Source organism: Nocardioides sp. NPDC023903, assembly GCF_040639295.1.
Lineage (GTDB): Bacteria > Actinomycetota > Actinomycetes > Propionibacteriales > Nocardioidaceae > Nocardioides.
Map to the genome: position 1 here is coordinate 19,852 of NZ_JBEZZS010000006.1, position 25,363 is coordinate 45,214.

22 protein-coding genes are annotated in these 25,363 nt (G+C 70.1%); 15 read left to right on the top strand and 7 right to left on the bottom strand.

What is annotated here, in order from left to right; genetic code table 11:
* Positions 1–37: 37 nt before the first annotated feature.
* On the bottom strand, positions 38–334 hold the full coding sequence (locus AB0F44_RS08980; protein WP_350660731.1) for a DUF1905 domain-containing protein: 297 nt from the start codon (positions 332–334) through the stop codon (positions 38–40).
* Positions 335–407: 73 nt separating this feature from the next.
* On the opposite strand from AB0F44_RS08980, the gene AB0F44_RS08985 reads away from it, so the two are divergent.
* Genes AB0F44_RS08985 through AB0F44_RS08995 form a run of 3 tightly spaced genes read left to right on the top strand, consistent with a single transcriptional unit; the run spans position 408 to position 1,815 of the window.
* The gene (locus AB0F44_RS08985) at positions 408–872 is read left to right on the top strand and encodes a pyridoxamine 5'-phosphate oxidase family protein (RefSeq protein ID WP_357354649.1); all 465 of its coding nucleotides are present in this window, start codon (positions 408–410) and stop codon (positions 870–872) included.
* Positions 862–1,515, top strand: coding sequence for a hypothetical protein (locus tag AB0F44_RS08990; RefSeq protein ID WP_357354651.1), 654 nt, complete (start codon positions 862–864; stop codon positions 1,513–1,515). The genes AB0F44_RS08985 and AB0F44_RS08990 overlap by 11 nt, the downstream gene beginning before the upstream one ends.
* Positions 1,516–1,557: 42 nt before the next feature.
* Entirely contained in the window at positions 1,558–1,815 is a 258-nt protein-coding gene (locus AB0F44_RS08995; protein WP_355224344.1) for a hypothetical protein, read from the top strand.
* A gap of 3 nt (positions 1,816–1,818) precedes the next feature.
* On the opposite strand, the gene AB0F44_RS09000 is transcribed toward AB0F44_RS08995, so the two are convergent.
* The 3 genes from AB0F44_RS09000 to AB0F44_RS09010 form a co-directional block, all read right to left on the bottom strand.
* A complete protein-coding gene (locus AB0F44_RS09000) occupies positions 1,819–6,468 on the bottom strand; it encodes a family 78 glycoside hydrolase catalytic domain (RefSeq protein ID WP_357354653.1) in 4,650 nt (1,549 codons plus the stop codon).
* A gap of 108 nt (positions 6,469–6,576) precedes the next feature.
* Positions 6,577–8,226 (bottom strand): DNA repair helicase XPB, encoded by a 1,650-nt coding sequence (locus AB0F44_RS09005; RefSeq protein ID WP_357354655.1) that lies wholly within the window; start codon positions 8,224–8,226, stop codon positions 6,577–6,579.
* Between the two features lie 9 nt (positions 8,227–8,235).
* Positions 8,236–10,230 carry a helicase-associated domain-containing protein gene (locus AB0F44_RS09010; RefSeq protein WP_357354657.1) on the bottom strand — a complete coding sequence of 665 codons (1,995 nt, stop codon included), beginning with the start codon at positions 10,228–10,230 and terminating at the stop codon, positions 8,236–8,238.
* A gap of 282 nt (positions 10,231–10,512) precedes the next feature.
* Here AB0F44_RS09010 and AB0F44_RS09015 point away from each other — a divergent pair, with 282 nt between their 5' ends.
* From AB0F44_RS09015 to AB0F44_RS09025, 3 genes are read left to right on the top strand one after another with little or no spacing between them, the layout of a single operon-like run.
* Positions 10,513–11,340, top strand: coding sequence for a protein phosphatase 2C domain-containing protein (locus tag AB0F44_RS09015; protein ID WP_357354659.1), 828 nt, complete (start codon positions 10,513–10,515; stop codon positions 11,338–11,340).
* Positions 11,337–13,271: an FHA domain-containing protein gene (locus AB0F44_RS09020; protein WP_357354661.1), complete on the top strand. Its 1,935-nt coding sequence runs from the start codon at positions 11,337–11,339 to the stop codon at positions 13,269–13,271. Before AB0F44_RS09015 ends, AB0F44_RS09020 begins: the two co-directional genes overlap by 4 nt.
* Positions 13,272–13,317: 46 nt before the next feature.
* On the top strand, positions 13,318–14,463 hold the full coding sequence (locus tag AB0F44_RS09025; protein WP_357354663.1) for an RDD family protein: 1,146 nt from the start codon (positions 13,318–13,320) through the stop codon (positions 14,461–14,463).
* Between the two features lie 122 nt (positions 14,464–14,585).
* Here the strand turns inward: AB0F44_RS09025 and lepB are convergent, their stop codons facing one another.
* On the bottom strand, positions 14,586–15,350 hold the full coding sequence (gene lepB, locus AB0F44_RS09030; RefSeq protein WP_357354665.1) for a signal peptidase I: 765 nt from the start codon (positions 15,348–15,350) through the stop codon (positions 14,586–14,588).
* Positions 15,351–15,463: 113 nt separating this feature from the next.
* On the opposite strand from lepB, the gene AB0F44_RS09035 reads away from it, so the two are divergent.
* From AB0F44_RS09035 to AB0F44_RS09045, 3 genes are all read left to right on the top strand, one after another.
* Positions 15,464–16,543 (top strand): nitrate- and nitrite sensing domain-containing protein, encoded by a 1,080-nt coding sequence (locus tag AB0F44_RS09035; protein ID WP_357354667.1) that lies wholly within the window; start codon positions 15,464–15,466, stop codon positions 16,541–16,543.
* A 9-nt stretch (positions 16,544–16,552) separates the two neighbouring features.
* Entirely contained in the window at positions 16,553–17,398 is an 846-nt protein-coding gene (gene larE / locus AB0F44_RS09040; protein ID WP_357354669.1) for an ATP-dependent sacrificial sulfur transferase LarE, read from the top strand.
* Between the two features lie 79 nt (positions 17,399–17,477).
* Positions 17,478–18,185 carry a M50 family metallopeptidase gene (locus AB0F44_RS09045; protein WP_357354671.1) on the top strand — a complete coding sequence of 236 codons (708 nt, stop codon included), beginning with the start codon at positions 17,478–17,480 and terminating at the stop codon, positions 18,183–18,185.
* On the opposite strand, the gene AB0F44_RS09050 is transcribed toward AB0F44_RS09045, so the two are convergent.
* Positions 18,182–18,580 (bottom strand): cold shock domain-containing protein, encoded by a 399-nt coding sequence (locus tag AB0F44_RS09050; protein ID WP_141806239.1) that lies wholly within the window; start codon positions 18,578–18,580, stop codon positions 18,182–18,184. The two genes, AB0F44_RS09045 and AB0F44_RS09050, sit on opposite strands and share 4 nt — an antisense overlap.
* 461 nt (positions 18,581–19,041) lie before the next feature.
* Between AB0F44_RS09050 and AB0F44_RS09055 the strand changes: the two genes are divergently transcribed.
* From AB0F44_RS09055 to AB0F44_RS09075, 5 genes are all read left to right on the top strand, one after another.
* Positions 19,042–22,356 carry a nitrate- and nitrite sensing domain-containing protein gene (locus AB0F44_RS09055; protein ID WP_357354674.1) on the top strand — a complete coding sequence of 1,105 codons (3,315 nt, stop codon included), beginning with the start codon at positions 19,042–19,044 and terminating at the stop codon, positions 22,354–22,356.
* Positions 22,353–22,748 (top strand): roadblock/LC7 domain-containing protein, encoded by a 396-nt coding sequence (locus AB0F44_RS09060; RefSeq protein WP_350660704.1) that lies wholly within the window; start codon positions 22,353–22,355, stop codon positions 22,746–22,748. The genes AB0F44_RS09055 and AB0F44_RS09060 overlap by 4 nt, the downstream gene beginning before the upstream one ends.
* A gap of 28 nt (positions 22,749–22,776) precedes the next feature.
* A complete protein-coding gene (locus tag AB0F44_RS09065; protein ID WP_179659719.1) occupies positions 22,777–23,127 on the top strand; it encodes a DUF742 domain-containing protein in 351 nt (116 codons plus the stop codon).
* 40 nt (positions 23,128–23,167) lie between these two features.
* Positions 23,168–23,719, top strand: coding sequence for an ATP/GTP-binding protein (locus AB0F44_RS09070; RefSeq protein ID WP_357354962.1), 552 nt, complete (start codon positions 23,168–23,170; stop codon positions 23,717–23,719).
* 176 nt (positions 23,720–23,895) lie between these two features.
* Complete coding sequence (locus AB0F44_RS09075) at positions 23,896–24,705, top strand: DUF3027 domain-containing protein (protein ID WP_350661249.1); 810 nt, start codon at positions 23,896–23,898, stop codon at positions 24,703–24,705.
* A gap of 2 nt (positions 24,706–24,707) precedes the next feature.
* Here the strand turns inward: AB0F44_RS09075 and AB0F44_RS09080 are convergent, their stop codons facing one another.
* Positions 24,708–25,094 (bottom strand): DUF2530 domain-containing protein, encoded by a 387-nt coding sequence (locus AB0F44_RS09080; RefSeq protein WP_357354677.1) that lies wholly within the window; start codon positions 25,092–25,094, stop codon positions 24,708–24,710.
* A gap of 89 nt (positions 25,095–25,183) precedes the next feature.
* On the opposite strand from AB0F44_RS09080, the gene AB0F44_RS09085 reads away from it, so the two are divergent.
* The gene (locus tag AB0F44_RS09085) at positions 25,184–25,333 is read left to right on the top strand and encodes a DUF1059 domain-containing protein (protein ID WP_091052351.1); all 150 of its coding nucleotides are present in this window, start codon (positions 25,184–25,186) and stop codon (positions 25,331–25,333) included.
* Positions 25,334–25,363 lie beyond the last annotated feature (30 nt).

The window sequence follows — 25,363 nt, forward strand, 5'->3', positions numbered from 1 at the left end:
TGCCGGTGGCCGGCTGCGCGCGGGATTTTCGCGAAGGTCAGACGAGGGTGATCGAGACGAGCGCGCGGTCGCCGACCTGGAGGTCCTCCCGGCGGCGTACGTCCTTCTTGATCGGCAGTGCATAGCCTTCCTGACCTGGGAAGACCGACGTCCTCCAGGTGGTCGTGCCGATCCGCGCCTCGACCCTCACCGACCCGAAGCCACGGGGCGGACCGGTCGCGATCGACGCCTCGCGGATGTCCTCGGTGACCTCGGGCGGCGCGGTCACGAAGATCCAGGCGTCGGTCGCTTCCTTCCACGGCCACAGCTCGGCCTCGAACTCCCAGGTCTCCATGTGCCCATCCTCCCCCAAAGCCGCATCCGGAAACCGCTACGCCGCCGGGGCGACCGCGGCTTAGGGTGCGGCCATGGCTGCCGACCCTCGCTTCCTCGCCGAGAGACTCTCCGACACCCGCGCCCGGCTGGAGAACGACATCGACCTGTGGATCGCCTCCGCGCACGATGATCAGCCGTGGCTGGTGCCGATCTCGTTCGTGTGGTGGGAGGACGAGATCTGGATCGCGAGCATGGGCGGTGCGCGCACCCAGCGCAACCTCTCCGCCTCCCCGGTCGTACGCCTGGCGCTCGGCGAGCTGCGCGACGTCGTGATCATCGACGGGCGTGCCGAGGTCGAGCCGATGGAGCGTACGCCGAAGCGGGTCCTGGAGATCTACGCCGAGAAGCAGGGCGGCGACCCGAGCATCTGGGCGGACAGCCTGATCCGCGTCCGGCCGACGAAGATCCAGGCCTGGCGGGAGTCCAACGAGCTGGAGGGACGCCACCTGATGCGGAACGGTCGCTGGCTGGACGAGGGTGGGTCCGATGGAAGCTGAGATCCCGCTGACCGAGGACACCTTCCGCGCGCTCGCCCGGTCGTCGCCGTGGCGCTTCACCGCTCTGCAATTCACCTGGCGGACGCGGGACGAAGGCGATGTCGAATGCTGGTTGCGCAGACCCGGCTGGCTCCGCGTACGCGATGCCGACGGCGATCGCGTGGAGAGGGGCGATGCTCCGGTGTTCGATCCGGAGCCGGTCCTGCGCGCCGACGGTCTCGTGGAGAGCCGGTCGCGGGCCTACACCCACGACATCGACGACCCGATGTGGAACAACTACTTCTTCGTGTCGATGCTCGATCCCGAGGAGCTCTCCGCCGACGTCATGCTGAGCGACCTGCGCTCGGAGGAGCGAGCGGGCCGGGAGACCTGGTGGGCGAGGGCGGTGCCCGGAGACGAGTACGAGCCGCGGTGCGGTTGTTGTCCGCTGCTGTGGTCCTGGGTCTCCGACCGCGACGAGTACGGCGACGGTGACCCGGGCTGGCAGCCGTCCCCGGAGACGGTCTACCCCGAGGCGTACGACATCGCGCTGGATGTCGCGACCGGGGTCGTCGTGCAGCTGACCCCGGTCGGAGGCTCACGGCCCGATCTCGGCTTCGAGACCACGATCCATGAGGCAGAACTGTCGGTGGTCTCTGTTTAGGTGGTGGTGAGGACGACATCCGATCCAGACGGAGGAGATGTCATGACCATCAGCACGACCATCGATGAGGAGATCGAGCGGCTCGAGGAGGAGCTCGGCGAGCGGCCTGCCTGTGAGTGCAGCTGTGGCAGCCCGGACAGCGACGCGGAGCCTTGTGGCGAGGTAGCGGCGTACGCGGTGACCGTGCTCTGTCCCGATGACCGGTGCACTCACACGTATCTGTTGTGCCGCGAGTGTCGGGACCAATGGGTGCAGAACTGTCCACCACCTCACCAGCTCCGCGTCGTTGCGCTCGGGTGAGGCTCATGCCACCGGCACCACCCACACGTCGGCGACCGACGGGTCGTAGTCGGCGCCGGTGTCCCGGAACCGGATCCGCACCGAGCCGTCCGCGCTCAGCGCCGAGGGCTCCACCAGGAACTGGTGGGTCATCGTGCCCTGCCCGCCGCCGGTGCGGGTCAGGTCGACGCTGTGCGCGACCTGACCGTCGAGCTCGACGTCATAGGTCTTGCGTCGCGCACCGTCGAACGTCTCGACGATGCGGACCACGAACGATCCATCCGTCGGCACCGCGGCGTCGAACTCGAACCAGCCGCCGGGGTAGGAGGAGTGTGTGTAGCGGCGGGTCAGCCCGGCCTCCTGATTGGTCCCCGACCGCTCGGAGGCGGTCAGTCCGTGCGCTGTCTCCGAGGTCGCCTCGCCGAGGTCGATGTGGTCGGTCGACTCAGAGGGTGGCGTCGCGAGTCCGACGGTCACGGTGGCCGCCGCCTGCTCCGACGGCGTCGCACCGGTCGCGACGGTCAGGGGCACCTGGCCGGCCACGACCGTCTGCGGCACGACGACCTCGACATCGACTTCGGCGTCCTGGCCGGCCGGGATCTCGTAGCCCACCGGCTCCGCCGACCAGCTGGCAGGACCGGTCAATGAGAGCTCGCCGCGCTGGGTGACGTCGCTGCGGTTGTGCAGCGTGGCGGTGATGGTCGCGGTCTGTCCGCCGTCGACCGACGCCGGGGCGCTCGACGTCGCGGTGATCTGCACGCCGGGTCCGACTATCAGCGTGCCTCCCACCGGGAGGCTGGCGGTGCCGCCCGAGCGGCTGTAGGACAGCTCACCGCTCAGCTCCGTGGGACCGACAGCGGCATCCTCCGGCACCGTGACCTCGTAGGCGTGCTCGACCTGTCCGCCTGCGGGCACGGTGTCGACGGGCGCACCGACCGGCTCGGCGGTCCATCCCTCCGGCACCTCGAGCGACGAGGCCACCTCCTTCAGCGACTGCTTGCCGGAGTTGTCGACCCGCACCGACACCCCGACGACATCGCCAGGGAGGACCTCCTCGCCGGGGACCTGCAGGACGGCGACCGCGCCGACCAGCCGGGCCGAAGCGCGCGAGAGGCTCTTCTCGATCGTCGTCAGCCGATCGCGCAGACCTGCCGCGGTCGCTTCGGTGAGCATGCCGCTGTCGGCGTACATCTGGACGGCACGGTCCAGGTTCGCGGCCGCTGCGAGGGCACCGTGGACCGCCTCAGCGATCCGCTCCGCCTCGGTGTCGCCAGCGGCGAGCTCCCAGGCCTCGTCGATCTCGCCGCGCAGCAGCGCGGTCCGCTTCGCGAGGTCGCGCTTGGCGGCACTGCCCGCGGGGCCGGCGAGGCTCAAGGAGTAGACCTTCGCAGCCGTCGCAGCAGCCTCCGCCCGAGCGGCGCCGAGGTCCCCGAGGGCGGGAGCGACCGCGAAGCTGTAGTCACCGGATCCGACCTCGAGAACGACCACGCCCACGTCCTCGCGCACGAACTCGACGTCGTCCGAGTCCTCGATCGGCGAGCCGCCCTCGGTCACCGCCCACCGGTTGGCGGCCGGGATCCGCACCTCGGCGGTCGTGTTGGCCGGGACGGTCACGTCAAGGGTCATCGGCCCGTCGCCGGTCGACCACGCGCTGCGTACGGTGCCGTACGGGGTCTGCAGGCTGTAGTCGACGTCGTCGACACCCTCTCCGGGCTCGGGCGCGATCATGATCTTGCGGTAGCCGGGCTCGGCGGCCGAGACCCCGGCCATGGTGCGATACATCCACTCGCCGACGGCGCCGTAGGCGTAGTGGTTGAAGGAGTTCATGCCCACGTCGTTGAACGTGCCGTCCGGGTTGATCGAGTTCCAGCGCTCCCAGATCGTGGTGGCACCCTTGCCGATCTCGTAACCCCACGACGGGTAGTCCTCGTGCTGCAGCAGCCGGTAGGCGATGTCGGTGCGTCCGGCCTTGGTCAGTGCGGGCAGCAGCCCGTCGACGCCGAGGAACCCGGTCGAGAGGTGGTAGTCACGCCGCTCGAGCGTCTGCACGAACTGGTCGTAGACCGCATCGCGACGGTCCTCGGGCTCGAGGTCGTTGGTCAGGGTGAGGATGTACGCCGTCTGGCTGTCGCCCTTGACGGAGCCGTCGGCGGCGATGAACGCCTGCTGGTACGCCGCCCGGATCGCCTCGAAGCGAGCCTGGTAGGCGGCCGCGTCGGCGTCCCTGCCGATGGCCTTCGCCATCTGCGCGAACTCCCGGGTGCTCTTCGCGACGAAGGCGGTGTCCAGGACGTCCGCGGGCGTCGGGTCGTCGAGGTTGAGCCAGTCCAGGTAGCCGCCGGCGGACCGGATGTGTCCGGTCGAGTCGGCGTCGAGGAAGTCGACGTAGCGCTTCATCATGTCGTAGTTCTCCGTGATGACGCCGGTGTCGCCGTAGGCCTGCCACAGCGTCCAGGGCACGTGCACGCCCGCGTCCATCCAGCCGGCCGACTCGTACCCGCCGTCGAAGCGGCCCGGGACGACCGGGGCGACGCCGGGCAGCGATCCGTTCGGCCGCTGGGTGTCACGCAGGTCCTGCAGCCACTTGGTCAGGAACGACTCGGAGTCCATGTTGTAGACCGCCGTCCGGGCGAACACGTTGATGTCGCCGGTCCACCCCATCCGCTCGTCGCGAGCCGGGGTGTCGGTCGGGACGGAGAGGAAGTTGCCGCGCATGCCCCACACGATGTTGCTCTGCAGTTGGTCGACCAGGTCCGAGCTGGTGTCCAGCTTGCTGGCCAGGTCGCCGTCGGTGCCCACCACGACGCCCACGATGTCGGAGGCATCGGGCGCCTCGTCTAGCCCAGAGATCTCGACGTAGCGGAAGCCGTGGAAGGTGAAGGACGGCTCGTACGTCTCCGGCTCGTCCGACCCGAAGGTGTAGGTGTCCGTGGCCTTCGCACTGCGGAGGTTGGCGGTGTAGAGGGTGCCGTCGGGGTTGAGCACCTCGCCGTGGCGGATCTTGACCGTCTGGCCCTTCTCGCCCTGCAGGGTGAGACGGACGTGGCCGACCATGTTCTGGCCGAGGTCGTAGAGGTAGACGCCGTCGGTGGGGGAGTCGATCCGCTTGGCGGTCTCGAGCTCCTCGGTGACGCGTACGTCGACGGCCGTCTGTGGCTCGAGCACGTCGGTCGGCTCGTCCCGGACGGCGACGGCGGCCCAGTCCTGGTCGTCATATCCGGCTCGGTCCCAGCCGTCGACCTCCGCCGCGCGGCGGGCGTCGTACCACTCACCGTCGAGGAGGTCGGCCTCGCGGGTCGGTCCACCGGTGGTGCGCCAGGTGTCGTCGGTGCGTACGACCTCGCTGGTGCCGTCGGAGTAGTCGACGACGAGCTCGGCGATCACGGAGTTGGCGGTGCCGTAGACGTCGGTGCCGAACATCGCGACCTTGCCGGAGTACCAGCCGGGCGCGACCTCGGCCCCGAACACGTTGGATCCCGAGCGCACCAGATCGGTCACGTCGTAGGTCTGGTAGTCGATGCGCTTGTCGTACGCCGTCCAGCCGGGCGCCAGCTCGGCGTCGCCGACCCGCTTGCCGTTGAGGCGCAGCTCGTAGACGCCGCGCGCCGAGGCGTAGACGCGGGCACGGGTGATGCTCTTCTCGCCCAGGTCGACCTCCTTGCGCAGCAGCGGCACCGCGTCGTCGCCGCGAAGCCACGCCTCGCCGCCGGCGTTGTCGACCCGGAGGCCGTCGGCGGTCACGGTGCCGGCCGTGAAGGTGCGGTCGCCGGTCGGGAAGTCCGTGTCGACCAGGGCGGTGCCACCGGCACTGGTCACGGTCACGTCGTGGACCAGGCCGTGCTCGGCACCGCTGGTGCGGAAGCCCATGACCCCGGGCCCGGCGAAGGTGGCATCGGTGCGCTGGTCGAGCTGCTGGCCGTCGATCGTGGTCGTGATGGTGTCGCCCGCGACGGTGATCGCATAGTCGTGCTCAGCTGCGAAGTCGAAGCCGCTCGGGACCGGCTTCGCGGGCAGCACGGAGTAGCCGCCGTTGCGCTTCACGTGCGGACGGAGCGCGTCGTCCGACTCGCTGAACTGCCACATGTAGGCGTTCTCGGTGTTCTCGCCACGGAAGTAGACGCCGAGGGCTCCGCCGATGTCGGAGGCGGTGAACTCGATCGTGTAGTCGGTCCACTCCGCGCCCAGCTCAGGAGTCTCCGCGCCGATCCAGTCCGCGGTCCACGCCTCCTTGCCGAGGCCGGTGGCGAACGTCGCCGGATCACTCCACGCGGAGACGACGCCCTCGTCGTCCCAGACCCGCACCGACCACACGTAGTCCGTGCGTGGCTTCAGAGCAGGCCCGGCGTACCGGACGTCGACGGACTGCCCGGATTTCACCTTCCGGCTGTCCCACACGTCGGGCGAGGTGAGCCGTCGTTCCGAGGACGCGACCCGGATCTGGTACGCCTTCTGGGTCACCCCGCGGCGGTCGGAGTCGAGCTGCCACCCCAGGGTGGGGGCGGTCGTCGCGATGCCGAGCGGATCGACCAGCGCATTCGTACGCAGCTCGTCGACGACGGGGACGGAGCCCACGCTTTCGGTCGATGGGACGGCGCTGGCGGCGAGTGGGGGCAGTGCGGGTGAGAGGACGACGGCGAGGGTGGCCGTGACCAGCCCGGCGATGTGTCGGCGCACGCTGACTCCTGGGGTCGAGGAATTGAAACGCTTCACCGAGTATGGCGTGCGTCACATTCCACGTGCAGCGACTTGGCCGCATCCGGCCACGACCAACGATTCAACCGGTCAGGACGTGAGGTCGTCCAAGGAGTCGGCGTCGATGATCCGGTACGCATAGCCCTGCTCGGACAGGAAGCGCTGGCGGTTCTGGGCGAAGTCGGCGTCGACGGTGTCGCGGGAGACGATCGTGTAGAAGTGCGCGGTCTTGTTGCCGTCGCCGGGGCGCAGCAGCCGGCCGAGCCGCTGGGCCTCCTCCTGGCGGGAGCCGTAGGCTCCGGAGACCTGGATCGCGACCTCGGCCGAGGGCAGGTCGATGGAGAAGTTGGCGACCTTGGAGACGACCAGCAGGTCGAGCTCGCCGGAGCGAAAGGCGTTGAAGAGCCGCTGTCGCTCCTTGACCGACGTCTTGCCCTCGATCACCGGGGCGTCGAGCGAGGCGGCGATCTCGTCGAGCTGCTCGAGATACTGCCCGATCACGAGCGTCGGCTTGCCGGCGTGGGAGGCGACGATCTCCTTGACCACGTCGATCTTGTGGTGTGTGCACGAGGCGATCCGGTAGCGCTCGTCGGGCTCGGCGGTGGCGTAGACGAGCCGCTCGTCGGCGGGCAACGTCACCCGCACCTCGACGCAGTCCGCCGGGGCGATCCAGCCCTGCGCCTCGATGTCCTTCCACGGAGCGTCGTAGCGCTTGGGACCGATCAGGGAGAACACGTCGCCCTCGCGCCCGTCCTCACGCACCAGCGTCGCAGTCAGGCCGAGCCGGCGCCGCGCCTGCAGGTCGGCGGTCATCCGGAAGATCGGAGCGGGAAGGAGGTGGACCTCGTCGTAGACGACCAGCCCCCAGTCGCGTGCGTCGAGCAGCTCCAGATGGGGATAGGCGCCCTTCCGGCGCATGGTCAGCACCTGGTAGGTGGCGATCGTGACCGGCCGGATCTCCTTGACCGAGCCCGAGTATTCGCCGATCTCGTCCGGGGTCAGTGAGGTGCGGCGTACGAGCTCGTCCTTCCATTGCCGCGCGGAGACGGTGTTGGTGACGAGGATCAGCGTGGTCGCCTGGGCATGCGCCATGGCGGCGGCGCCGACCAGCGTCTTGCCGGCGCCGCAGGGGAGCACGACGACGCCGGAGCCGCCGTGCCAGAACGACTCGGCCGCCTCCGACTGGTACGGGCGCAGCGTCCAGTCCGTGTTGTCCAGCGCGATCGCGTGGGCCTCGCCGTCGACGTAGCCCGCATAGTCCTCGGCTGGCCAGCCGAGCTTGAGCAGGGCCTGCTTGAGGTTGCCGCGCTCGGAGGGGTGGACGACGACGGTGTCGTCATCGAGCCGTTCGCCCAGCATCCCGGCGACCTTCTTCGCCCGGATGACCTCTTCCAGCACTGCCCGATCGGAGGAGACCAGCACCAGCCCGTTGGCCGGGTTCTTCTCGAGACGGAGCCGGCCGTAGCGGGCCATCGTCTCGGCGACATCGACCAGCAGGGAGTGCGGTACGGGATAGCGGGAGAACTCCAGCAGCGTGTCCACCACCTGCTCGGCGTCGTGCCCTGCCGCGCGCGCGTTCCACAGCCCCAGCGGCGTCAGCCGGTAGGTGTGGATGTGCTCCGGTGACCGCTCCAGCTCGGCGAACGGCGCGATCGCCTTGCGACACTCACCTGCCCGGGCATGGTCGACCTCGAGCAGCAGCGTCTTGTCCGACTGGACGATCAGGGGGCCGTCGTTCACCGCACCAGCCTACGGCGACGTCGGGCGCACACTCCTGATCCGGGACAGCGCGAAGGAACGTACGTCGTCCTCGACCCGGGCCGCGAGAGAACCGCCGTCGATCCCCAACGGCTCGACGCGCGCCTCGCCGCCGACGCCGCGGCCGTCGACGTAGGAGATCACGACCTGCTCCCCGGCATCGATGGCCTCGTGAAGGATCGCCATGGTGGAGGCCGGCTCGGCCGGAGCCGGACGGGAGGCCGCGGTCTCGTCGCCCGCCTTGACTCTCGCCGCGACCGCGGACGCACGCGCGGCGAGATGGGCCTCCTGGACACCTGGCGGACGCTGGCCGTTGCGGGCCTTGGCGCGCTTGGCGTCGGGGCGCGCGACGTGGACGGATCCGTCGGGTGCCTCGACGACCGGGGCCAGGCCCAGCTCGCGCAGCCGGGGGAGGAGCGAGTCGAGCGCGACGGTGCTGACGACCACCGTCGGCGCCAGCCGCCGCAGCCCCAGGGACTCGGCCGCCGGGTGGGCCAGCAGCTCGGCCAGCGAGGCCTCGTCGTCGCTGCGCAGGTAGGCGGAGGCGAACCCGACTCGGACCGTCCCGAACGTACGCGCCGTGTCGTCGACCAGATAGGTCAGCGCCTGCGGGACGGGGGTGCGGGAGGCTGCGGCGAGGAACGCGTGGATCTCGGTGGCGGTCCAGCCGCGGTCCATGGCCCGGCGCACGGACTCCTTGGTGAACCGGTAGACCGTCGCCCCGCCGTGCGACTCCACGGTTGCCACCACGGCCAGGGTGCGCGCCAGCGCGGGCTCCAGCGGCCCCGGCGCGACCGCGGTCAGGTCACCCTGGAGCAGCACGTGGTCGACCGGCTCCGGCAGCAGCCCGGCCAGGGTCGGGACCGGGTCCTCGCCCGCCACCAGCAGCCGACCGTACGCAGCCAGCCCCCCGAACGCGGCGAGCCCGAGGGTCTCCGCCTCGGTGAGCGTCCAGGCCACCAGCGACTCGCGGGACTCGGTGCGGGTGCGCGGCCGGCGCGGCCGCTCCCAGGCGAGGCGGGTGACGACCGCGGCAGGGCCGGTGCCGGCGGCGAGGACCTCACCGTCCGGCAGGGCTGCGAGCAGGCCCAGGGTCTGCCGCCTCGTCGCCACGGCCGAGGCCCCGGCCAGATCGGGGGCCAGCGCGTTCCACGTCTTCCCGGCAGGGTCGCGCTGGCCGACGAGCCCGGGAAGGCGCGGCGAGGCCAGCCAGGCGCCTGCGACGTGCGACCAGCGGGCCGCCAAGGGCTGCTGGAGCCACTGGTCGAAGAGCTCGGTCGGCATCCAGGACGGATCGCCCTCCTCGTCGGTGCCGAGCGCGAGCAGCCCCGAGGCCCAGGCGACCTCGATCAGCAACGCCGCCGTGGGCTCGGTGACATGGAGCCGCTCGGCGGTCGTCTTCAGGTCCCGGACCGTCAGCCCCGCGCCGCCGCGCAGCGACCGGGGCGGCGTCGCGCTCCAGGCGTCGAGGAGCAGCTCGAGGTTGCGTACGAGCTCGAAGGCGGCGCCCGCGGCCGCCCGGTCGACCATGTTGGAGGCCCGCGTGGAGGTCGGCAGGGGCGGCGGGACGTCCACGGGGGCGACCGTCGTCCGCCCGCCCCGCAGCGCGAGCCCGACCTCGCCGGGCAGGGTCAGCATCCCGTCGCCCGAGGACACCAGCAGCCCGCGGGCGATCAGCTCCTCCGCCGGCCCGGCGGCCTCGGCCACAGATATACCCGGGCGCGCGCGGGAGGAGGAGGCCTGCCCGCCGCCGGCGTCGACGGCCTCCAGCATCGCGCGTGCCTCTGCGGACACAGCCGCCAGGCTGCGTACGACTTCTTCCTGGTCAGCGGCGAACGGCTGGAGCCCGGAGGTGCCCGGCGAGCCCCGCAGCACGGCCGAGACACCGGTCACGGCGCGCAGGCCGTCGAGGGAGTGCCACACGAGGCAGGTGTCCTCCAGATGAGAAAGTGCCCGTGTCGCGGCGTCCACTTCAGCGTTCAGCATGGAAGATAAGTGGGCTTTGGTGGTTTGATTCGCGAGGACAACGGCATCAAGCACGATCAGCTCGAGATGGTTAAGGTCATCCATCGCGTAGTGCAAGGATGTGCGAGTGGCTGCTCGGGCGGCGAGTTGGCCGGAGTCATGAGGGGACGGCGTGGCGAGATCAGGACGAGCAAGAAGCAGGCGTGAGATGCGCTCTGTGGGCCAAGAGCGCAACTGGTCTGCGAGAGAGCGGAAGCCTGTGTCCATCGGCATCACGCTATCCCGGCAGGCCTAGGGGGCGAGATGTCCAGGAAAGTAGTGATCGCGCACGGGGCCTCGACAGATGTCGGCCAGGTGCGGAAGGTCAACGAGGACTCCCATGTGGCCGAGCCACCGGTCTTCGTCGTCGCGGACGGTATGGGCGGCCACGACGGTGGTGACATCGCCAGCGAGATGGTGATCCAGGAGTTCGCCAAGCTCGGCGGCACCCATTACGCCTCCGAGTCCGGCAGCCAGGCGATGGTCGAGGCCCTCCAGGCGGCACAGGACCGGATCGTGGCGTTCGCGCTCGAGCAGCGCTCGCGCGGAGCCTCGGACTACCAGTCCGGCACCACCTGCGCCGCGGCTCTGATCGCCGACGGCGGAAGCAGCCCGTTGTGGATCCTGCTCAACGTCGGCGACTCGCGCATCTACCGATTCTTCGACGGCACGCTGAGCCAGCTCAGCCGAGACCACAGCCTGGTCCAGGAGCTGGTCGACTCCGGCCAGATCACGCGCGAGCAGGCCGAGCACCACCCGGAGCGCAACGTGGTGACCAGGGCGCTGGGCGGGATGGCCCCCGCGGTCCCCGACATCTTCCAGGTGACGCTGCCCGTGGGCGCGCGGCTGATGCTGTGCTCGGACGGGGTGAGCGGAATGATCTCGGATGCTGAGATCGCCGACATCCTCGCGGCGGAGGACACCGACGCCCGCGACACGGCCGAGAAGCTCGTCGCCGCCGCGGTCGAGGCAGGTGGCCGGGACAACGCCACCGCGATCGTGGTCGATGTGATGGGATTGACCGAGGAGAACCCGTATGACTCGGAGCAACAAAGGGTGAGTATGGAGCAGAAGCTAGGAGTGCTGCCATGAGTGAGCCAGCAACCATCGCAAGCACGTCCTACATGCCGGGCACGTGGTTCGGCATCATCGGTGAGAGCGCCACGGTGCTGCTCCCGCCCTCGGAGAAGAGCCGCGCGGGCGCCATATGGGCGCTCGTCGACGACGGTGCCGGGTTCGACGAGGTGCTCGACGCGCTCGTCGCGACCGGGCTCAGCTCGTTGCCGGGCTTCGTCCTCATCTCCGGGGACGTGACGCCCGACGGCGGCAGCGTACGCACCGTCGTGCGCGGCCCGTCCGTGGTCTCGTTCGAGGCCGGCGAGGGCGCCGTCGAGGTCGACGGCTCGTCGTCGAAGACGTGGGTCGAGCGCACCCTCGAGGGTGTCACCAGGATGTCCGTCTCGCTCGGCGAGGAGGGCGCGACCGGTGAGCCGATGACGGCGCTCGGTGGCCTGCTTCGGGTCTCGGGACTCGAGGTTCCGCCGCCCGCCCCGGAGTCCGCCCAGGACGACTCGCCGGAGAGCCGCGCCGGTTTCGTCGCTGCCCCGGTGGCGGTCGAGGAGGGCGCCGACGACAGCATCGACGAGCCGGCCCCGGCCGACCCGCTCAGCGATCCTCTTCCCGAGGAGAGCTACGCCGACTCCGACGACCTCGACTCGGTCGACGAGCTCGACTCCGCCGAGGAGCAGGGACTCGGCGAGGACGAGCCGGTCGCGGCTCCGCCCTCGCTCTCGGTCGTGCCGCCGATCCCGGTCTCGGGTGACCTCCCCGGTCTCGGGGCCGACTCGGAGTCGGACTCCGACGCGGAGGCAGACCTCGGCCCGGACACCGACTTCGACGCGGACGCCGACGCTGACGAGCCGATCTCGGTCAACCGGGGCGACGAGTCCGGCGAGGCGTCGGCCCCGCGTCACGACGACCTGACCGAGCCGACCGAGGCGTTCGAGATGCCGGCCGCGTCCCAGGACACCGACGACCAGGACTTCCCCGAGCCCGTCTCCGCCGGCTACGAGGACGACTACGCCAGCGACGAGCACGCCGCTGCCGTGGCGTCGTCCTTCGGCCCCGCGGCGGTCTCCCCGGAGCCCGTGCCCGACATGGACGTCGCCTCCGACGCCGAGACCGAGGTCCTCCCGGCCGTCGACGAGGAGTCCTACGACGGGCCCGAGTCCTACGACGAGCCCGAGTCCGCCCCGGCGCCCGGCTTCGGCCCGCCGTCGATGCCGCCTCCGCCGCCGCTGACGACGCCTCCGCCGCCTCCGGTGGGCGCGCCGCCCGCTCCCTTCGAGGACGTTCCGGCCGAGGGTCTGATCGACGCTGCGCCGAGCGAGGCACCGATCGAGGCACCGGCCTTCGACGGCCCGCCGGCCGACGCGCCGGTGACCGACATCCCGCCGGCGCCCCCGGCGCCGCCGGCGTTCCCGGCTCCGCCCGCGCCGCCGGCCCCGCCCGTGGCGCCGATCCCGGAGACCCACGACGAGCCGGTCTGGGAGGAGCCCAACCCCGACGAGGACGACCACGACGGTCTGACCCGCATCGGCGTCGGCGAGGACCTCAACGCCGGTCTCGCCGGGATTCCCGGCCAGCCCGAGGCCCCGAAGGTGACCGCCTACCCGGTCGCGCGACTGGAGTTCTCCAGCGGCGACCGCGTCGAGGTCGACCGGGTCGTCCTGGTCGGCCGCGCCCCCGAGGCGAGCCGGTTCACGCCCACCGAGCAGCCGATGCTGGTGACCGTGCCGAGCCCTCACCAGGAGATCTCCTCGACCCACTGCGAGATCCGTCCCGGTGCCGGGGTCGACCACGGCGCAGCGGTGGTCACCGACCTCGGCTCGACCAACGGCACCGTGCTGGTCCAGCCCGGTCTCGGCCCGGAGGACCTGCGCCCCGGCGTACCCGTCCAGCTCATGCCGGGTGCCGTCATCGACCTCGGTGACAGTCTGACGATCCGGGTGACCAACCCATGATCCAGCGGCTCTCGCTCATGTCGCCGGCCCCCATCGGGGCGGCGGCATGAGCGTGGCCGGCCTGCCCGCTCCAACCGTCGAGGCTGCGATCGCGGAGCCCGACCGTCGGTTCTACGCCTTCGCCATCGACCGGGTGATCGCGTGGGCGATCTTCGCCGCGGCGGGGTTCGCCGCCTGGTTGATCTTCTTCCGCAACGGAAACCCGCTGCCCGGCGCCGGCCTGATCGCCGGCGTGGTGCTGGCGGTCTGGCTGGTCGGCACCGTACTCACCGGCTCCGGGGGCAAGACCCCCGGCAAGATGGCCCTCGGGCTCCGCGTGGTCAGCGATGACTCCGGAGCCGCGGGCCGCCCCATCGGCGTCGGCAAGGCGTTCGTACGCCAGGCCCTGCTCGGTCTTTGCACGATCCCGACGCTCGGCATCGGCACCGCCACCTTCGCCTGGGTCGCCGCGATGGACGACCGCGGCCGGCGCCAGGGGTGGCATGACCGCCGTGCGGGCTCGGTCGTGGTCGACGTACGTCCTCCGGCGGTCGTCGAGGCCGAGGAGGAGGCCCCGGCGCCGCGCCGCATCGTCAACCTGACCACCATGCGCCTGAAGCAGGCCGAGGCGACCCCCGAGCGGGCCGAGCGGCCGCAGACCCCCGCCGCCCCGACCCAGAGCGCGGCGCAGGCCGCGGCCGAGGCCCAGGCGGCCCCGACCCAGGTCCCGGCACCGATCGCTTTCCAGGCGCCACCGGCCCCCGCGCCACCGGCTCCCATGCCGCCTGCTCCGCCCGCTCCGCCGGCCCCGGTCGCGCAGCCGTCGGCGCAGCCTGCCCCTCCGCCGCCACCCGCACCTGCTCCGCAGCCCGCGGCTACGGCTCGCTGGCGGGTCACGTTCGACACCGGCCAGAGCTTCGTGGTTGAGGGTCTGGCCATCGTCGGCCGCGGACCCGAGCCGCGTCCCGGCGAGGAGGTCGCCCACCGGGTGGCCCTCTCCTCGAGCGACATGTCGCTGTCCAAGACCCACGCCCAGTTCCAGGTCGCGGCCGACGGCACCCTCGTGGTCATGGACCGCGGCTCCACCAACGGCACCACCCTGATCCGCAAGGGTGCCGCACGAGCCCTCGGCGCCCGCCGCCCCGCGGCCCTCGTCGACGGCGACAAGGTCAAGTTCGGCGACCGCACCATGGATGTGGTCCGCGAGGCCTGACCCCTCCCGCCGAATCTGCAGTTGCGGCGGGTCGAATCCGTAGTTGTGGGCGACGAAACTCTGGTTTCGTCGCCCACAACTGCATTCTCGGCCGCCACAACGACCGACTCGGCCGGACGTTCTCAGTCGACGGCGTCGAAGGTCTCCGGGCGGTGCTCGACGCCGAAGCGGTCGGTGGGCCAGAAGACGACGGCGACGCGGCCGACGACGTCGGAGACGGGTACGAAAGCGTTCGAGCAGGCCTCGTCGCCGGACTTCTGACGCTCGGGGCTGCACAGATGGAAGGACGAGTCGGCGGAGTTGGCGCGGTTGTCGCCCATCACGAAGAGCCGGCCCTCGGGGACGACAGCTTTCCAGCCCTTGCAGCCGCCTTGGGTGTACGACCCGTTGTCCTGCGCCATCGGACCGTCACAGGCATCGGCCGGAGCGATGAAGGAGGACGCGTCCAGCGGCGTGCCGTTGACGACGACGCGACCCGACTCGCAGCACTCCACGGTGTCGCCCGCGACTCCGATGACCCGCTTCACCAGGTGGTCGCCGGTCGGGTAGAGCCCGACCTTGGCGAGCACGGCCCTGAAGCCGGTCGATGCCGGAGGGATCTGGTTGGTCGAGAGCCAGCCGCCGGGGTCGGCGAAGACGACGACGTCGCCGCGCTCGGGTGTGCCGCCCATCCAATAGGACGGCTTCTCCACGAGTACGCGGTCGTTGACCTCCAGCCCGGGCTGCATCGACTCCGAGGGGATGTAGAACGCCTGGGCGAGGAATGTCTTGATGACGACGGCGAGCAGGATCGCTGTCACCGCGATGATCAGGATCTCGACGAGCGACCTCAGAACTCCCCCCTGCCGTCGGCCTGATCCTGCCGACGCCTCCCGCTCTGCCCCCATGGTGTGACCCTATCCAGACGACGGCCCGGGCCCGGGCGCTATCCAGAATTCACAGGCGCGTGCCGTCGCTCCTGTCCTAGGGTTCCTCACTCAGCCGGACCCGAGAGGGCGTCATGACCAACACACTGGAATCTCCGACCCATGAGCGGGCCAAGAAGGGCACGTGGGCGATCTGGACCGTCCTGGTCCTGGCCGTGATCGTCGCCATCGTGGCGGGAGTCCTCGCCTACCTGGGCGTCTCGCGGGCAACCGGCCAGGCGGCACCCAGCGCGAGGACCGTGTCGCTCGCCGAGGCCCTCCCGGAGACCTTCGACCTCGCGGTCAACCTTTCCTTCGAACGCGACGCGATGATGGCCGGCGTACCTCCCGTCGTGCTCCGGCCGATGCAGCAGGCCACCGACGAGTCGGCGCAGGCGTGGCGTACTCGTGCGCAGGAGATCGACAGCGGCGACGAGGAGCTCGACGCGACGCTCACCCGGATCGCCGAAGGTGTCGACGGCATCGACGAGCTGCGTACGCAGATGCGGGACGATCGCGCCGAAGGGACAGCGAGCTATACAGCCCTGGCCAACGACCTGTTCAGCATCGCGGGCGATCTGCCGAGCACGGGCGACGGCCAGGCGACCTCGTCGATCGAGGCGATCGGCCACATGCCCGAGGCATGGGAGGCGCTGGGCCAGGAGCGCGCGATCATGATGGCCGTACTTGCCAGGTCACCGTCGCCTGGCAAGAAGCAGATCAGCGACGACGAGATCGCGGCGCTCACCGAGGCTGAGGCCGGACTGAGTCGCTCGCTCGCCGCCTTCTACGAGGGGTCCTCGGCGGACCAGCGCAGGGCGCTCGACGAGCTGACCGATGGCACGGCCACGGAGGGCGCCACAGGCGTACCTGCCCACCAGGGCGTCAGCGAGATCATCACCGGTGGCGGCACTGCCCTGACCCTGGAGTCGTACGTCGTGTCCAGCACCGATTTCATACGTGGCCTGCAGGAGGTGCTCATCGCCTCCGCCCAGGAGATCGCCGAGGAGGTGCGGACCGACCGCGACGATGCCACGCGCACCGCGCTCGCCGCGGTCGTTCTCACGTTCGCGGTTGTGAGCGTCCTCGTCGTAGTCGAGATCGTGCTCGTGGTCCTGCTGGTGGTCCTGGTCTCCCGGCGGCGATCCGCGAACACGCGTGGAGCTCGCGGATAGGGTCGGGGCGTGTCCGATCTCGACCAACGGCTCAACGCTCTCGAAGCGGATCTCAAGACTCGGGGAAGCGTGCTGGTCGCCTTCTCCGGAGGCGCCGACAGCGCCTTCCTCCTGGCGGCCGCGGTCAGAGCTCTGGGCAGCGACGACGTCGCCGCCGCGACCGGCTATTCGCACAGCCTCCCGATTGCGGAGAGGGACCCGGCCGCCGAGTTCGCGACGAGCCTAGGCGTACGCCTGATCACCCCGCAGACCCACGAGATGGAGCGGGAGGGCTACCGGGCCAACGGCACCGACCGGTGCTTCTTCTGCAAGGCGGAGCTGCTCGACACCCTCCTGCCGCTGGCCCGTGAGCTCGGTCTGGCCCACGTGGCCACCGGCACCAACGCCGACGACGCGATCGAGGGGCTCAACGGCCTCCGGCCCGGCATCCGCGCGGCCGCCGAGCGCGGTGCGATCACCCCACTCAAGGACGCCGGCCTGACCAAGGAGCAGATCCGCGAGGCCTCGCGCCGCTGGGGGCTGCCCACCTGGGACAAGCCGGCCGCGGCCTGCCTCTCCAGCCGGATCGCCTATGGCCTCGAGGTCACGCCGAGGCGCCTCGCGCGCGTAGAGAGAGCAGAGCAGGGCGTACGCAGCGTCCTGGCCGCCCGCGGCCACGACGCGGCCAAGGTGGACCTGCGCGTGCGTGACCATGGGGAGAAGGCCACGGTCGAGCTGTCCGCTACCCTCCTGCCTCTCGACCCCCACCATGCCGACGAGGTGCTCAAGACCGTGACAGACGCAGGATTCCCCGCCGCGGAGATCGACCCACGGGGCTTCCGCTCCGGATCGATGAACCAGAAGGCGTCCAAGTGAGCGAGCGTCAGCGAGTGAACCACGAGCACAACACGCCGTCGCCTTCGTATTCTGGCGCTTGCGCTACGGAGGTGGCGGCGTGAGGGAGTTCTGGGACACGATCAGCGCGACCCAGACCGTCCCCGAAGCGCCCTGGCTGATCGGCGCCGGACTCGTCGCTCTGGTGCTGGTCGTGTGGCGTGGGAGCTGGCGCACCGTACGCCTCGGCGTCACCGTCGTCCACGAGGCCGGTCACGCCGTGGTGGCGGTCCTGGTCGGCCGGCGCCTGGCCGGGATCAAGCTCCACTCCGACACCTCGGGCGTCACTCTCTCGCGCGGCAAGCCGTCCGGGCCGGGGATGGTGGCGATGCTCGCCGCCGGCTACCTCGCCCCGGCACTCCTCGGCCTGCTCAGCGCGACCATGCTCGCCGCGGGTCACGCCCTGGGGCTGCTGTGGCTCCTGGTGGCCGCGATGCTCGTGCTGCTGCTGTGGGTGCGCAACGGCTACGGCCTCGTCGTCCTGCTGGTCCTCGGCGCCGCTCTGGGCGCAATCAGCTGGTACGCCGACGGGCGCATCCAGACCATCGCCGCCACGCTGGTCACCTGGCTGCTCCTGCTCGCCTCACCGAGACCGCTCCTGGAGCTCCTCGGTCGCGGCGAGCGAGGTCGCCGCGGCTCCGACCCCGACCAGCTCGCCGGCCTGACCGGCATCCCGTCGGTGCTCTGGATCCTCGTGCTGCTGGCCGTGAACGTCGCCGGCCTCGTGGTCGGCGTGCAGACGCTGATCCCCGACCTGAGCTGGATCTAGAGCTCGAACTCGTCGGCGATCTGGCGCAGCGCGGGGGAGACCTTCTTGGCCAGCTCTCGCGTGGGCGGGCGGCCCTGGGCGTAGCCGTCGCGGATGTCGTCGAGGAGCTTGATCACGTTCTCGACGATCAGCTCCATCTCCTCGGGGTTGCGGCGCTTGGCGGCACGCTGGCGCCCGGAGACGGACGGGGCGCGCTCGAGCACGGTCACCGACAGCGCCTGCTCACCGCGGCGTCCCTGGGCGATGCCGAACTCCACGCGGGTGCCGGCCTTCAAGGTCTTGGCAGCGCCCTCGGGGAGCGCGTCGGCGTGGACGTACACATCCGGACCGTCGTCCTGCGACAGAAACCCGAAGCCCTTGGTGGCGTCGAACCACTTGACCTTGCCAGTAGGCACGGCAGCTTGCCCCTTCCTCGCGCATCAGCGCTTCAAACGTACGTCGCCCGGCGACTGTGACGGCCGACGCGGGAGAGCCTAGTCCTCAGCGCCCAGGGACGCGTGAGGTATTCCCCTCTCCGGCCATCGACGCATCCACGGATGGCTCGCCATGTCGTCCCTCGTGCGGGTGGGGCCTATACTCCGCCTACCCCTCCATAGATTTGCAAATGATTTCGTACACCATTGGTAATCGAGACCACTTATGACGTAAGTTTGCGTCGCCAAAGACTGCAGACAGGTACGCCCGGGTGCCAGCAGACTTCGCGGCGGGGGACTGGGGTGTGCGCCACAGACGGTGCACACCTCTCGGGAATGATGTGACATGGCCACGAGAGGGAGTAATGGCCGAGCCATACGCAAGCACAACCCACCGTCCGGAACGTAAGCCCTGGCAGGGAATTCGAGCGCGCCTCATCTTCGTGCTGCTCATCCCGACCATCGCGGCGATGGTGTTCGGCGGGTTGAGCATTTCGCGCGCCCTCTCAGCCCAGGCGGAAGCACGCCAGGCCGAGACTGTCGCCCAGGCACTGCCTGACACCTACGAACTCGCGATCAACATCCTGTTCGAGCGTGACGGAGCGCTCGCGGGCGTTCCCGAGGTCGTCATGCGGCCGCTGCAGCAGAAGACCGACGAGTCGATCGAGGCATGGAGCGCCAAGGCGAAGGAGATCGACGCCGGCGACGACAAGGACCTCGAGAACAGCATCGTCGAGATCCAGCAGGCGCTCAACGGCATCGACGACCTGCGTTCGCAGATCCAGGAGAAGGACACCGCGGTCGAGGCCCAGCTGGCCTACACGACCGTGATGAACAACCTCTTCGGGATCTCGGCGCAGATGCCGACCCTGGAGAACGACGAGGTCTTCTCCAAGATCTCCGCGATCAGCAACGTGCGTCCCGCCTCGGAGGCCATGGGCGCCGAGCGCATGATCATGATGAAGGCGCTGAGCACGAAGGCGGCCAAGGAGGCCGACGGCGCGGTCAACCCCGACGTCCTCACCGACGAGGAGTTCGCACAGCTCGCCCGCGCCGAGGCCAAGTGGCGCCTGTCGACGGCGGACTACTACGCGAAGACGTCCGACAACATCCGCCAGCAGCTCGACGAGCTGACCAACGACACCACCGACGAGGGCTCGACCGGGGCGCCTGCCCACCGGGTCGTCAACCAGGTGATCTCCAGCGGCAGCACGGACCGGGTCAAGATGACCCCGGACGAGTACACCAGCGCCAGCACGGAGTTCATCCGTGGTCTGCAGAAGATGATCGTCCAGACCGCGCAGGAGATCAGCGACGACGTAGAGCAGATCAAGAGCGACGCGACCCGCGACGCCATCGTCATCGGTCTCCTCGTTCTCGGTGTTCTGATCTTCGCCCTCGCCGTCGGTCTGGTCGCGGCCCGCTCGATCCTGTCGCCGCTGAGCCAGCTGCGCCGCTTGGCCTACAACCTGGCCAACCACGACCTGCCTGAGCGAGTCGCCTACATGAACCAGGCCGAAGGCCCGGTGGACACACATGTGGAGCCTCTGGACATCGCGCGTCGAGACGAGATCGGTGACGTCGCTGACGCGTTCGACGCGGTCCACGTCGAGGCGATCCGGCTGGCGGGCGAGCAGGCCGAGCTGCGTACGAACGTCGACAAGATGTTCATGAACCTCTCCCGCCGTTCGCAGAGCCTCGTCGAGCGTCAGCTCCAGCTCATCGACCAGCTCGAGGCCAACGAGCAGGACCCCGACGACCTCGCGAACCTGTTCCGCCTGGACCACCTCGCCACCCGAATGCGCCGCAACGACGAGTCCCTCCTGGTCCTCGCCGGTGGCGAGATCGGCCACGCGGCTCGTGGTCCGGTCCCGGTCCTCGACGTGCTCCGTGCCGCGGCCTCCGAGATCGAGCAGTTCGCCCGGGTCGACATCGACTCCGACGAGAACGCCGAGTTCGAGGGCGCGATCGCGGGTGACCTCGTGCACCTGCTCGCGGAGCTGATCGAGAACGCCACCAACTTCTCCCCGCCCGACACAGCTGTCACGATCCGCACCTTCCGCGCCGGCCCCGCCGCGCCGCTGCTGGTCGAGATCGAGGACCTCGGTATCGGCATGACGCCGGAGGAGCTCGACGCGGCCAACATGAAGCTGCGCCGTGCGACCGGCCTCGACGCCGACGTCGCCCGGATGATGGGTCTGGTCGTGGTCGCGCGCCTGGCGGCGCGTCACGGTCTCTACATCGAGCTCGTTCCCAACCGCCCCCGCGGTGTGGTCGCGCGCGTCGAGATGCCGGTCACCACGATCGTCGGCGCCCACGCCGAGGCCCCCTCCGGCCAGCAGCAGGGCTTCGACGCCTACGCGTTCCAGCAGGGTGGCTACGGCCAGCAGACCGGCGCCTACCCGACCACCGGCGAGCTCCCCTACGAGATGCAGTACGGGATGCCCGCCTACGACGCCCAGCCGTACGCCGGTGGCAACCCCTACGACGTGCCGGTCGGTGCTCTTCCGGCCCCCGAGGCGCCCGCGGCCTCCGCGGCAGCGCCTCCGGCCCTGCCGAGCCGTACGCCCGGTGCGTCCAACCACCCCAACCTCTCCAACGGCGGTGCGTCGGCCTTCCCGCAGCAGGGTGCCAACGGCCACTCAGGCCAGCACAACGGCTTCGGGCAGAGCGGACCGCAGACGGGCCAGCTGCCCGCATACGGCGGTGTCCCGCCGATGCCGGGCGACCCGGGCTACGAGTCTCCGGCCGCGCGCACGGGCAGCTTCCCGGCGCAGCCGCAGCAGTTCAGCGGTGGCCAGCCGCAGTACGGGGGAGACCCGTTCGGCGGCGACCCGTTCGGGGCCAACCAGCCGCCGGCGCCGCAGCAGAGCCCCAGCGGCCAGCAGCAGAACTTCCTGTCCAACATGCTGCCGGTTCGCAAGGCCGAGGACCTGGCCGCGCGGTTCCCCGACGGTCGCTTCGACCCGAGCACCGAGAGCGGCGAGCTGCCTCGTCGCGACCCGGGCGGCCAGGGTGGCAGCCCGTTCGGCACCGACACCGGCGCGTTCCGCACCTTCGAGCGCCCCAACGAGCGCACCACGCCGCGTACGCCGCCGCCGGGCTTCGGTCCCGACGACGACCCGTTCGGTCCTGCCGGTGACGCGATCGCCCCGGGCAGCCCGATGGGGCCGCTGGCTCCGGAGCCGACCAACTCGCCGAACCCGCTCGACTCGACCACCGAGGTTCCGATCCTCGACGACGAGGGAAGCTCGATCTTCGACGACCTTCAGTCCGAGTGGTTCACCCGTCGTCGCCCGCTCGGTGCGCGCCGGGCGATGGAGTCCAAGGGCGATCCACTCAGCGACCCGATCGCCCCGGCCGCCAAGGCCGCCCCGGCTCCGAAGGCCGACGCCCCGCGTCCGGCGGCGGCCCCCGCGAGCGAGCCGGTCGACGAGCCGGTCGCTCAGGACGACGAGCCGACCACGCCGGTGAGCTGGTCCTCGCCGGGCGACGAGGGTTGGCGCCGGGCACAGGAGCTGGAGCAGCTGCAGGAGCAGGAGCCGGCGACGATCACCCAAGGTGGACTCCCCGTTCGTGTCCCGGGCCAGAACCTGATCCCAGGTGCTGCCCCTTCGGTCACACCACCGTCATCAGGTCCGCGTAACATGGACGCGCGCCGCACCCGTGGCATGTCCAGCTTCCAGAAGGGCGTCAGCCGCGCCCGCAACAACCCCGCTGATGCGGAAAGCAACCCCGAAGGTGAGGAGCAGCAGTGACAACGGCCCCCGCAGGACTGGACTGGCTTGTCGACAGCCTGACCCAGCGCACCCCTGACATCGCTCACGCGATCTTGGTGTCGGCTGATGGCATGCCGATGGCCAGCTCCGTCGACTTCCCCCCGGACCGGGCCGACCAGCTCTCGGCGATCGCCTCCGGTCTCACCAGTCTTACCCAGGGAGCAGCTCGCTGCTTCGCTGCGGGTAATGTCCAGCAGATGGTCATCGAGATGGACGGTGGCTATCTGGTCCTCATGGCGGTTGGTGAGGGCTCCAGCCTTGCTGCCCTCGCCGCCCCCGACTGCGATCTGGGACAGGTTGGCTACCAGATGCAGCTGTTGATCTCGCGTGTTGCCAGCGCCCTCACCCCCGATACCAGAACCGGCGCCTGATCAGTGCCCCGACCCTAGGACCGAGATCGTGAGCAACCACGCATCCGAACCGCCGCCGCTGGTCAGGCCGTACGCCCTGACCCGTGGCCGCACGCAACCCAAGCGCGTCTTCCCGATTGAAGCACTGGTGATCACTGATCGTTACGTGATCGACGGCTACGTCCGGTCGCCCGAGGAGCGGACGATCGCAGAGCTCTGCCGCGAGAGCCGTTCCGTCGCTGAGGTCGCGGCGCTCATCCGGGTGCCCCTGGGTGTCGCCCGAGTCCTGATCGGTGACCTTGCGGAGCGCGGCGTGGTGCAGGTGCACGCCAGCAAGGTCCCGGACGCCCCGGACACCGCTCTCCTCGAGCGCGTGCTGTCCGGCCTGAGGAAGCTTTGACAGGAGTAATGCAGTGACCACCGACTCCAAGCAGGCGACGATGTCTGCGAAGATCGTCATCGCCGGCGGGTTCGGCGTTGGTAAGACGACCTTCGCGGGCTCCGTCTCGGAGATCGTCCCCCTGACGACCGAGGCCGTGATGACGCAGGCGACCGCCGGCGTCGACGACCTCTCCGCCGTGCCAAACAAGAAGACGACCACGGTCGCGATGGACTTCGGTCGAGTCTCCCTCGACTCCGACCTGATCCTCTACCTGTTCGGCACCCCCGGACAGAACCGGTTCTGGTTCATGTGGGACGACCTGACCCAGGGCGCCATCGGCGCTGTGGTGCTCATCGACACCCGTCGCCTCGCCGACTCCTTCGGCGCGATCGACTACTTCGAGTCCCGCAACGTGCCGTTCGTCGTGGCCCACAACGTCTTCGGTGCCAACCAGGCCTACAAGCCGGAGCAGATCCGCGAGGCCCTGGCTCTGCGCCCGGACATCCCGATCGTCACCTGTGACGCCCGCGACCGCCAGTCGACCAAGGCGACGCTGATCTCGCTTGTCGAGTACGTCCTCTCCATGGTCTCCACGCGCGCTCTTCAGTAGCCAAGCGTCCCCAACACCCGCCGTAGCCACGCTCCGGCGGGTGTTGGTCGTTTCAAGGGCTGTCATGACTGTGCAGTAGAGGCGTACGTCTGGGAGGATCACGCGTTGTGCGGAAGTTCAGGTTGTGGTGGCGCAAGGTGACCCCGAAGTGGAACCTGAGACGCCTGTGGGCGAAGATGTGGACCGTGATCACGACCCCGTACGCCGATGCGACGGCCGTCGCTGCCGTCGACGAGGCCCGCGCCGCGCTCCTGTCCGACGTGCCAGCCGGTGACGTCGGAGAACATCTCGGCCATGTGGTCGAGAAGGGTGCTGGCCCGGGCGTCGTGACCCACCTGTTCGCCTGCACCCGCAAGGGCTACGTCGGGTGGCACTGGTCGGTCACGCTCGTCACCGTGCCCTCGCTCGACGGCCCCGGATTCGGTGTCGATGCTCCGGTGACCGTCAACGAGGTCGTCCTCGTTCCGGGTGACGCCGCGATCGTCGCGCCGGCCTGGGTGCCCTACCGCGAACGGATCAAGCCCGGCGACCTCTCGCCCGGTGATCTGCTCCCGGTCGAGGACGACGACGCGCGACTGGTCCCGACGTACGCCTTCGGCGACGACCCGCTCGACGCCGACGAGAAGGCTCAGGTGCGTGAGGTCGCCAAGGACCTCGGCCTCGGCCGCGTCCGGACCCTGTCCACCTCCGGCTTCGACGCCGCCGCGGAGCGGTGGTACGCCGGTGACGGCGGTCCCGAGGCGCCGCTCGCGCAGGCCGCCCCCGACCAGTGCCACAGCTGTGGCTTCCTGGTCCGGCTGACCGGCCACCTGGCCTCGAGCTTCGGTGTCTGTGCCAACGGTGACGCCAACGACGACGGCAAGGTGGTCAGCCTCAACCACGGGTGCGGTGCGCACTCGGAGGTGCGGCTGGCGAAGAAGCACGAGCCGCAGCCGCTGCCGGACCCGGTCTTCGACACGATCAGCGACGACGCCGAGGCCTTCTAGCTCTAGGCGAGACCCTCGGCGCGCAGCCGGCGGGCCTTGCGGCGCCGGGTCAGCTCGATGCCGATCGCGCCGATGCCGAAGGCCGCTAGGCAGGTCCAGATCCACCAGGTCCAGCCGCGGTCGTTGAGCAGGCCCCAGAAAGGGAGCAGGGCGACGAACCCGACGAGCCAGCCGAGGGTGGCGAGCTCGAAGGCGCGGATGCCGTCCTGGTCGACGAGCTCGATCTTCGGCTCGGGCGCTGCCTGGACCGGCTCCTCGACAGGCGGCTCGTCGTAGCCGTAGGCCCGCGGGTAGCCGCCGTCCTCGGTGTAGTAGTCGCCGTCGTACCCCTCGTACTGCTGCTCCGGGTAGGTGCCGGAATAGTCGTCGTCGCGGTACTGGTCGCTCATGGGTCCAACCTTAGTGGCCCTTGGGTGGGCGATACTCTGGGGCAGTCGAGCACTTCTCGGCATGGCCCCGACGACCTGGGAGGTCCCTGATGGCTTCGCTTCGCTGCCCCTGTGGCACCAACTTCCGCACGGAGACCGACGACGAGCTGGTCGAGAAGGTGCAGGAGCACCTCGCGGAGGCTCACCCCGGCCGCACGTACAGCCGCGACGACATCCTGATGCTCGCCGCGATGTCCTGACTCTGTGACGGCGTCCACACCAGGGCGCCG

Excerpts from the sequence above, each read along its gene's own strand:
- AB0F44_RS08990 (WP_357354651.1), top strand. The coding sequence starts at position 862 with ATGGAAGCTGAGATCCCGCTGACCGAGGACACCTTCCGCGCGCTCGCC.
- AB0F44_RS09070 (WP_357354962.1), top strand. The coding sequence starts at position 23,168 with ATGTCTGCGAAGATCGTCATCGCCGGCGGGTTCGGCGTTGGTAAGACG.
- AB0F44_RS08985 (WP_357354649.1), top strand. The coding sequence starts at position 408 with ATGGCTGCCGACCCTCGCTTCCTCGCCGAGAGACTCTCCGACACCCGC.
- lepB (WP_357354665.1), bottom strand. The coding sequence starts at position 15,350 with ATGGGGGCAGAGCGGGAGGCGTCGGCAGGATCAGGCCGACGGCAGGGG.
- AB0F44_RS09025 (WP_357354663.1), top strand. The coding sequence starts at position 13,318 with ATGAGCGTGGCCGGCCTGCCCGCTCCAACCGTCGAGGCTGCGATCGCG.
- AB0F44_RS09010 (WP_357354657.1), bottom strand. The coding sequence starts at position 10,230 with ATGCTGAACGCTGAAGTGGACGCCGCGACACGGGCACTTTCTCATCTG.
- AB0F44_RS08995 (WP_355224344.1), top strand. The coding sequence starts at position 1,558 with ATGACCATCAGCACGACCATCGATGAGGAGATCGAGCGGCTCGAGGAG.
- AB0F44_RS09080 (WP_357354677.1), bottom strand. The coding sequence starts at position 25,094 with ATGAGCGACCAGTACCGCGACGACGACTATTCCGGCACCTACCCGGAG.
- AB0F44_RS08980 (WP_350660731.1), bottom strand. The coding sequence starts at position 334 with ATGGAGACCTGGGAGTTCGAGGCCGAGCTGTGGCCGTGGAAGGAAGCG.
- AB0F44_RS09015 (WP_357354659.1), top strand. The coding sequence starts at position 10,513 with ATGTCCAGGAAAGTAGTGATCGCGCACGGGGCCTCGACAGATGTCGGC.
- AB0F44_RS09035 (WP_357354667.1), top strand. The coding sequence starts at position 15,464 with ATGACCAACACACTGGAATCTCCGACCCATGAGCGGGCCAAGAAGGGC.
- AB0F44_RS09020 (WP_357354661.1), top strand. The coding sequence starts at position 11,337 with ATGAGTGAGCCAGCAACCATCGCAAGCACGTCCTACATGCCGGGCACG.
- AB0F44_RS09085 (WP_091052351.1), top strand. The coding sequence starts at position 25,184 with ATGGCTTCGCTTCGCTGCCCCTGTGGCACCAACTTCCGCACGGAGACC.
- AB0F44_RS09075 (WP_350661249.1), top strand. The coding sequence starts at position 23,896 with ATGTGGACCGTGATCACGACCCCGTACGCCGATGCGACGGCCGTCGCT.